Raw genomic sequence first — 7,267 nt, 5'->3', positions numbered from 1 at the left:
TTTGAATTCTCGGGTATATTGGTTGCGTTTGTTGGTCATACTAGTTTCCTTCTTTGGGGTAGTATAAACCTCTTATGCACTGTCCAAGTTTATTATGCCACTACAAATCAAAGATATCACTCCACCTCACTCCACTCCACCTCACTCCACTTACCCATTAGCACTAGGGAGCAGCTATCAGTCTATGCAGAATGGTTATGGAGAGTAGTTGAGGTCAGAAGAACCAAAGAAACCTGATACTAGTAGAGCATTAGCTGTAAATTATGCTTCCTATTTCATAAAGCCATTCTCCGCCAAAAATCCCTCAGTAATTTGGCTTTGTGGGTTAGATGTATTCACCTCACCTGCTTGTGACTTGTTTAACAGGCGCTCTAAGTAACGTGCTACCACATCCACCTCAATATTAACCTTACTCCCTACTAGCCAGTGTTTGCCAATATTAGTAATTTGCGCGGTATGTGGGATAATATTTAGAGAAACAACGTTGTCACGTACCAGATTAGTCGTCAGGCTAATACCATCAACAGTGATAGAGCCTTTAGTCGCCGTGTAATGAGCTAACTCCTGTGGCACCTCAATTTCTATATAAATTGAGCGTGCATCTTGTTGCAGCTTACTGACGACGCCAACTCCGTCAACGTGACCGGCAACGATATGCCCGCCGAAACGAGTGGTCGGCAACATCGCTTTTTCCAAATTAACAACATGACCTGTTTTTAATTCTTCTAATGCAGTACGGGCAATAGTTTCACGTGAAACATCAACAGAGTAATAATTACTACCGAACGCCACGACGGTCAAACAAATACCATTTGAAGCAATAGAGTCTCCCAGTTTTACATCATTGAAGTCCAAGCCATCAGACTCTATCGTCAAGCGTATATCACCACCAGTAGACTGCATAGATTTAACACTTCCAACACTTTCTATAATTCCAGTAAACATAACGACCTCATTGCATTATTTTGTGTCGTAACCGACAACGTATCTTGTTCAATTGGCGCGTGTCATCGTTCAGATTTTAAGACCACTGAATATATCAACACTTCAATGAGCCAACTGTGACACGCTCTACTACTCATGTATGTTAAGTTATTATGTCACTCTTAACGTGACAGCATATTTATCCTCGTGAAAGCCTGTGGATAAGTACGAGACCTTCAAGAAAAACACCCCTAGAACCTTTTATCCACACTAAGTTATCCACAAAAAACCACCTTTTAACCAATCATAGACAAGAACAGCAGGAACAATTATAAACACCTGTTTTTGTTGATAAAATTATAAAAAAACCAAAAAAGATGCAGATTTTAGTTTCATGTGAAACAAACTTATGCACAGTTTCATGTGGAACAGCATAATCACAATCCTATTTATTCACACTTACTGCCCGCCCCGCATTGCCTAAAGTAGGTTTTGCTAAAACATGGGCTAAAAAAGCAACTATACTGGGAACAATATCAGCTTAAGATCAGAGCCTGTCTGTTCATGACTACCAATTCTAAGACGTCTTTGTTGAGCCAAAGCAAGAGGGTTGAAATCGACCATTGGACGCGCTTGTGCTCCCAGCAAGCAAGGCGCTTGATAGACAATCAATTCGTCTACTAGGTGCTGGCTCAAGAAACTTCCAGCCACGCTAGCACCAGCTTCCACTAATACGTCATAGCATTGGTGGTCACTAACCAGCGCCTTTAGTAATGCCACCAAACTATCCTCACGCCAATAGAGCGTATCCGTACGACGACATAACTGATAGTTAGACTTCGGGCTGTGTCCCAACCGTTGACGCCGATCTAAAACCACAATTAAGGGTTTGGGCACTTCTTCAAAAGACACACCTAGCTTGGTGGATCTGACATTTAGTTGTGGGTCATCGGCAATGATGGTATTGCTGCCAGTGATGATTGCCCCGCTTTGCGCCCGCAGTCTCTGTACGTCTTCACGAGAGGCGCTAGATGTGATCCATTTTGACTCGCCAGACGCCATAGCTGTGCGGCCGTCTAAGCTGGTAGCAATTTTGAGGCGCACGTAAGGCATTTGCGTGAGCATCGCCTTCAAAAACCCACGGTTCAGTGACTCTGCCTGTGATGTTAATACGCCAACCGTGACCTCAATCCCAGCCTGTTCCAACAGCCTTATACCTCGTCCGGCAACCTGTGGGTTGGGGTCAAGTGCTGCAATCACGACACGTTTCACACCAGCATCGACAAGTGCCTGTGCGCAAGGCGGTGTACGCCCAGTATGGCTACAAGGTTCTAACGTCACGTAGGCAGTAGCACCTGTTGCGTTGTTCCCTGCTTCTTTGAGCGCAAATACTTCTGCATGAGGCTGACCTGCCTTGGGATGAAACCCTTGACCGACAACGGTTTCTCCCTGAACGATGACACAGCCTACTGCAGGATTTGGTCTGGTGGTATACAAGCCTTGCTTGGCTTGTTCAATAGCAAGCATCATGAAGTAACGGTCTTGTGCATCTTGGGCATGGTTTGGGTTGAGCTGTGACATAAGTGTGGGCTTAATCAATGAGTAGATGAATAAATCAGTACTGGTATTATTAATCAGTTTTTGCCTGATATGAGCAGAACAACGCGACGACGTGATGACTGAGTTTATAACTCAAACTGCAAATACTACGCTAGCTTTCAAAGCAAGCGACCTCACTATATCTCATCGTGAGTTCGGGCTTGATACTACTTTTCATTTGGACGAATATTGGCAATCTCTTGATGGAAAGCATCAATGTCTTGAAAGTCACGATATACGCTAGCAAAGCGTACATAGGCCACATCATCTAAAGTCTTAAGCTCGCTCATGATAATCTCACCCAAAACTTTACTGCTAATCTCACGCTCACCCATTTGCCGAACCCGTTTCTCAACGCGGCTAATCATCGCCTCTTGGTCGTCAATCGTAATAGGACGCTTTTGCAACGGCAATAAGATAGAACGACGAAGTTTTTCATTGTCATAGGGTTCTATCTTGCCACTAGACTTGATGATCCGAGGCATTACTACCTCTACCATCTCAAAGGTAGTGAAACGTTCCTGACAGCCATTGCACGAGCGACGACGACGTACTTGTGCACCTTCTGCAGCAAGGCGCGAGTCAATAACTTTGGTCTCTGACGCGTTACAATATGGACAGTGCATAATACTTCCCTTTTTAAAGATAGACAGATCAGTGGGCACTCACGTTGTGTATTGTTTACCTTAGCTGTTTTTTTAGTCAATTAAAAACGAAACGTTTTTTATTGAGTGTTGGCTATTTACCAATACAAAAACTACCAAATATCTTACCCAACAGGTCATCAGCGCTAAACTCACCCGTGATTTCGCCCAAGCTAATCTGAGCTTGGCGTAAGCTTTCGGCAACCAACTCCCCTGCCTGAAATACTGTTAACTGGTCGTGTGCTTCTGCTAAATAATCAGCCGTCCGCTTCAGCGCATCGATATGTCGCGTACGGGCAATCAGACTGTTTTCTGGTGGGTGAAATCCTACCTTATCACACAAGGTCTCTACCAACTCATCGATACCGGTGCCTGTTTCACATGAAACATCGACCTGTTCGTAACCTTGGTCTTTGATCTGCATTTTCGAAACAGACTTCATATCACTATCGTTAGCACTCAACAAGTCACTTTTATTGGCGATAATTAATAAACGTTTTGGCTCTGGAAGCTCACCAAATAGCTGCTCGGCTAACTGTAATGGCGTGGTTTTTTCTTCAAGATCTCTAGTGACATCATAAACCATCAACAACATATCAGCCTGTGTAATAGCAGTGTGCGCACGCTCAATGCCAATGCGTTCGACCGTATCTTCTGTTTCACGCAACCCTGCCGTATCGGTCAGATGCAGTGTCAAACCATTGAGTACGACCGTTTCTTGTAGCGTATCTCGAGTAGTACCGGCTACATCGGTCACGATAGCTCGGTCTTGTCCTGCTAGGCGATTCAGCAAGCTCGATTTACCTGCATTAGGTCTACCTGCTAGCACCACGTGAATACCATCTCGTAACAACTGACCTTGTTTTGCTGTTGCCAACACTTGCTGTATTTTAGCTTGCGTTTGCTCCAACTTAGCTTGTATGACGCCGTCAGATAAGAAATCCACGTCCTCCTCATCAGGAAAATCAATCGCAGCTTCTACATGCAAACGCAAATGAATCAGCTGCTCTAAAAGCTGATTTATTTTTTGTGAAAACTCACCACTAAGAGAGCGAATGGCACTGCTAGCAGCGGCAGCACTGGTCGCATCGATAGCGTCTGCGATGGCTTCTGCCTGCACCAGATCCAGCTTATCATTATCAAAAGCACGATAAGAAAACTCCCCTGCACCTGCTTGCTTTGCACCCAACTCAAACACTCGAGCCAACAACTGGTTTTGCAAAATCACACCACCATGCCCTTGCAGCTCAATGACATCTTCACCCGTAAATGAATTTGGTCCCTTAAAATATAGCACCAAACCTTCATCAACCACCATACCACCTTCTTGATAAAACCGGCAAAAACTGGCCATACGTGGTGTAAAGGCAGATTTCCCAGTTAAGGCACAGGCGATAGCGTATGCACGATCACCTGACAGACGTATCACACCAACGCCGCCACGACCGAGCGGTGTCGCTACAGCGGCAATCGTGGGCAGTCCAGATAGCTCAGGTTTGTCGGATATATCAGGTATGTCTTGTGTCAGCTCTATAGGTTCCACAATCACTCTCGTTAACTAAAAGCCCCATTATAAACGGCTGAACGCAGACTGACAAAACAAACTTACAGCGGTCAATTTTCAGCGTTATTACTCATGCTCTTTAGGGTTTAACGAACAGGTATAAGCAAGGCTTTAATCATCAAACATAAAAAAACCACCGCTATAGCGGTGGTTTCTGTTAATCACTATCTAATAACTATCAGGCAGTGAGGCCGAGCCTTTTAATCCTGAACTTTCACAGTGCGGAGCTCGTTTTCTTTCTCTACTTTTTTGTTGACAATATATTGTTGCGTCATACTAAATAAGTTGTTCACCGTCCAGTATAGAACCAGACCTGCAGGGAAGAACAGCATGAAAACAGTGAAGATAATAGGCAAGAACTTCATCACTTTTGCTTGCATTGGATCAGCTGGCTGTGGATTTAGCTGCTGCTGGACAAACATCGAAGCACCCATAATCAACGGCAAAATAAACCAAGGATCCATCGCTGAAAGATCCTGGATCCACAATATCCATGGTGCATGGCGCAACTCAACACTCTCTACTAGCACCCAATACAACGCTAAGAATATCGGCATCTGCATTAGAATAGGCAGACAACCAGCCATTGGGTTAACTTTCTCTTCTTTATAAATCGCCATCATCTCTTGCGACATCTTCATACGGTCATCGCCATGCTCTTCTTTAAGCGCCGTCAGTCTTGGCGCTATAGCACGCATTTTTGCCATAGAGTAGTAGCTCTTATTTGAGAACCACATTAGAGAGATTTTTACCAAGATGGTCAGTACAATAATTGACCAACCCCAATTACCGATAATATTGTGAATACCATCCAAGATAGCAAACAAGATCTTAGAAATTGGCCATAATAAACCGTAGTCGACGGTCTGATTCAATCCCACAGCCACGTCTTTAAGCTCAGACTGTACCTTAGGTCCTGCATATAGCGTAGCATTCAATGTTAATTGGTTATTTGGTGCTACATTGACTGGTTCACTATTAAAACCGATGAAATAATCACTACCAGTTTCACGACTAAAGAAATCCCCAGTGAAATTTTCAGGCGTCCATGCAGAGACAAAATAATGCTGCACAACACCAACCCAACCATCGTTACTCGTTGTGGTCAGCTCACCGTCATTAAACTCATCAAACTTCAGCTTATTATATGGGTCATCAGGTGTACCCCATGCGCCGCCTAAATACGTCGCCATGCTCAGCACACCTTTATCAGACATGCCGGGGTCTTTACTATCGTCACGCTTTAGCTGCGCAAACATTTGACCTTGCCAAGCATCGGCAGAAGCATTCTGGATCTGATAACTAACATCAATCGGATATTTGTTTTCTGTGAACGTAAAGGTTTTAGTAACCGTCACACCATTTTCTTCATAGGTGAGTGGTACTGATAACGTTCCTTGCCCTGCTTCCATCACATAGTTATTAGCAGTGTGACTGTAGATAGCACGGCTGTCCGCTGTATCGATACCATCTTGACCGATCAATCCAGACTGAGCCACATACACACGATTACTGTTATTCTCCAACAATACGAAAGACGTATCACCATCGAGCGTCTCGTCATACTGCTTGAGAGCAGCGTAAACGATGTCACCGCCTTCTGGATTGATTTTTATATCATAGCGATCAGTCGTTACTGTGATTAAGCCTGTATCTTGGACCGAAGTCTCAGCCACAGCACCTGAATCAGCAGGTAACGCTTGTGCTGGAATATCACCTGCCGCACCTGTCGAAGAAGGAATGTCAGCACCTACTGTGTTGGTAGCTTCTGGCACTGTGTCCACAGCTGGTGTATCAGCATAATCATCTCGCCATGCCAAAATCAGCAGATAAGCGGTGATCAACATCGCAACGATGATCATCACCCGAAATATCTTTTGCATAAACCGTTCCTAGATTAAAAAATTAGGGAATAAAAAATCAGGCATGTGTCATGACCACCCGCCAGTACTACAACGCATCCTGAGCAGTGATATCGGCAGTCAATCACATAAAATGTTCATCATTTTACTAAAAAACCATTATAAATGATACCAAGAGTCTATATAACTTGAAGGTTGTTGAGGTCATGGCTCTATACACATTTGCTGTCGAGCGTTACACCAAGCTCATCATATGGTTTAGACGAGCGACATAGCCAGTACGGTCTCTATAAACATACCAACCCCGAGACTTGATAACAGCGAACTCCGCAACAGGCAAAAACTGATAGCGATAAGAAGACAAGGGCAGTGGTACAAAGTCAATACCATGACCGCCTAATGGATGACAGCGGCAGATACGTTTTAACGTCAGCCAACTACCCTTTTGAACACCGTGCCATGCTAGTGCTTGCTTACCATAATTTGAACACGTTGGGTAATACCGACATCTGGCAGGAAATAATGGGCTGATTATTTTTTGATAAAAAACAATAAAAAGACGAAATAAATTATAAATAAAATATTTTATTTTTTTTATTAAAAACTTCATTTTATTTATTTTCTATTTTTTTAAAAATATTATTTATTTCTTTTTTTAAATCTTCATTACTAAT

The 7,267-nt window shown here is 43.5% G+C and carries 6 protein-coding genes; all 6 read right to left on the bottom strand.

Features of this window, described 5'->3' with window-relative positions; all coding sequences use genetic code 11:
* Positions 1 to 270: 270 nt before the first annotated feature.
* Entirely contained in the window at positions 271 to 945 is a 675-nt protein-coding gene (locus L0J61_RS07860; RefSeq protein WP_301465865.1) for a riboflavin synthase, read from the bottom strand.
* A 498-nt stretch (positions 946 to 1,443) separates the two neighbouring features.
* Positions 1,444 to 2,505 carry a bifunctional diaminohydroxyphosphoribosylaminopyrimidine deaminase/5-amino-6-(5-phosphoribosylamino)uracil reductase RibD gene (gene ribD, locus L0J61_RS07855; protein ID WP_301465864.1) on the bottom strand — a complete coding sequence of 354 codons (1,062 nt, stop codon included), beginning with the start codon at positions 2,503 to 2,505 and terminating at the stop codon, positions 1,444 to 1,446.
* 185 nt (positions 2,506 to 2,690) lie between these two features.
* Positions 2,691 to 3,149: a transcriptional regulator NrdR gene (gene nrdR / locus L0J61_RS07850; RefSeq protein WP_301465863.1), complete on the bottom strand. Its 459-nt coding sequence runs from the start codon at positions 3,147 to 3,149 to the stop codon at positions 2,691 to 2,693.
* Between the two features lie 112 nt (positions 3,150 to 3,261).
* On the bottom strand, positions 3,262 to 4,701 hold the full coding sequence (gene mnmE, locus L0J61_RS07845) for a tRNA uridine-5-carboxymethylaminomethyl(34) synthesis GTPase MnmE (protein ID WP_301465867.1): 1,440 nt from the start codon (positions 4,699 to 4,701) through the stop codon (positions 3,262 to 3,264).
* A gap of 230 nt (positions 4,702 to 4,931) precedes the next feature.
* Complete coding sequence (gene yidC / locus L0J61_RS07840) at positions 4,932 to 6,614, bottom strand: membrane protein insertase YidC (protein WP_301465862.1); 1,683 nt, start codon at positions 6,612 to 6,614, stop codon at positions 4,932 to 4,934.
* A gap of 214 nt (positions 6,615 to 6,828) precedes the next feature.
* A complete protein-coding gene (gene yidD / locus L0J61_RS07835; protein ID WP_301465860.1) occupies positions 6,829 to 7,203 on the bottom strand; it encodes a membrane protein insertion efficiency factor YidD in 375 nt (124 codons plus the stop codon).
* Between the last annotated feature and the right edge of the window lie 64 nt (positions 7,204 to 7,267).

This window comes from Psychrobacter sp., from assembly GCF_030457785.1.
In the GTDB taxonomy this organism is placed as follows: Bacteria; Pseudomonadota; Gammaproteobacteria; order Pseudomonadales; family Moraxellaceae; genus Psychrobacter.
Note: the sequence above shows the minus strand (reverse complement) of the source record. Positions and strands in the feature narration are given on the sequence as shown.

Bases quoted from the DNA above. Each gene is read 5' to 3' on its own strand.
- L0J61_RS07860 (WP_301465865.1), bottom strand. From the start codon at position 945: ATGTTTACTGGAATTATAGAAAGTGTTGGAAGTGTTAAATCTATGCAG.
- ribD (WP_301465864.1), bottom strand. From the start codon at position 2,505: ATGTCACAGCTCAACCCAAACCATGCCCAAGATGCACAAGACCGTTAC.
- nrdR (WP_301465863.1), bottom strand. From the start codon at position 3,149: ATGCACTGTCCATATTGTAACGCGTCAGAGACCAAAGTTATTGACTCG.
- yidC (WP_301465862.1), bottom strand. From the start codon at position 6,614: ATGCAAAAGATATTTCGGGTGATGATCATCGTTGCGATGTTGATCACC.
- yidD (WP_301465860.1), bottom strand. From the start codon at position 7,203: ATGAAGTTTTTAATAAAAAAAATAAAATATTTTATTTATAATTTATTT.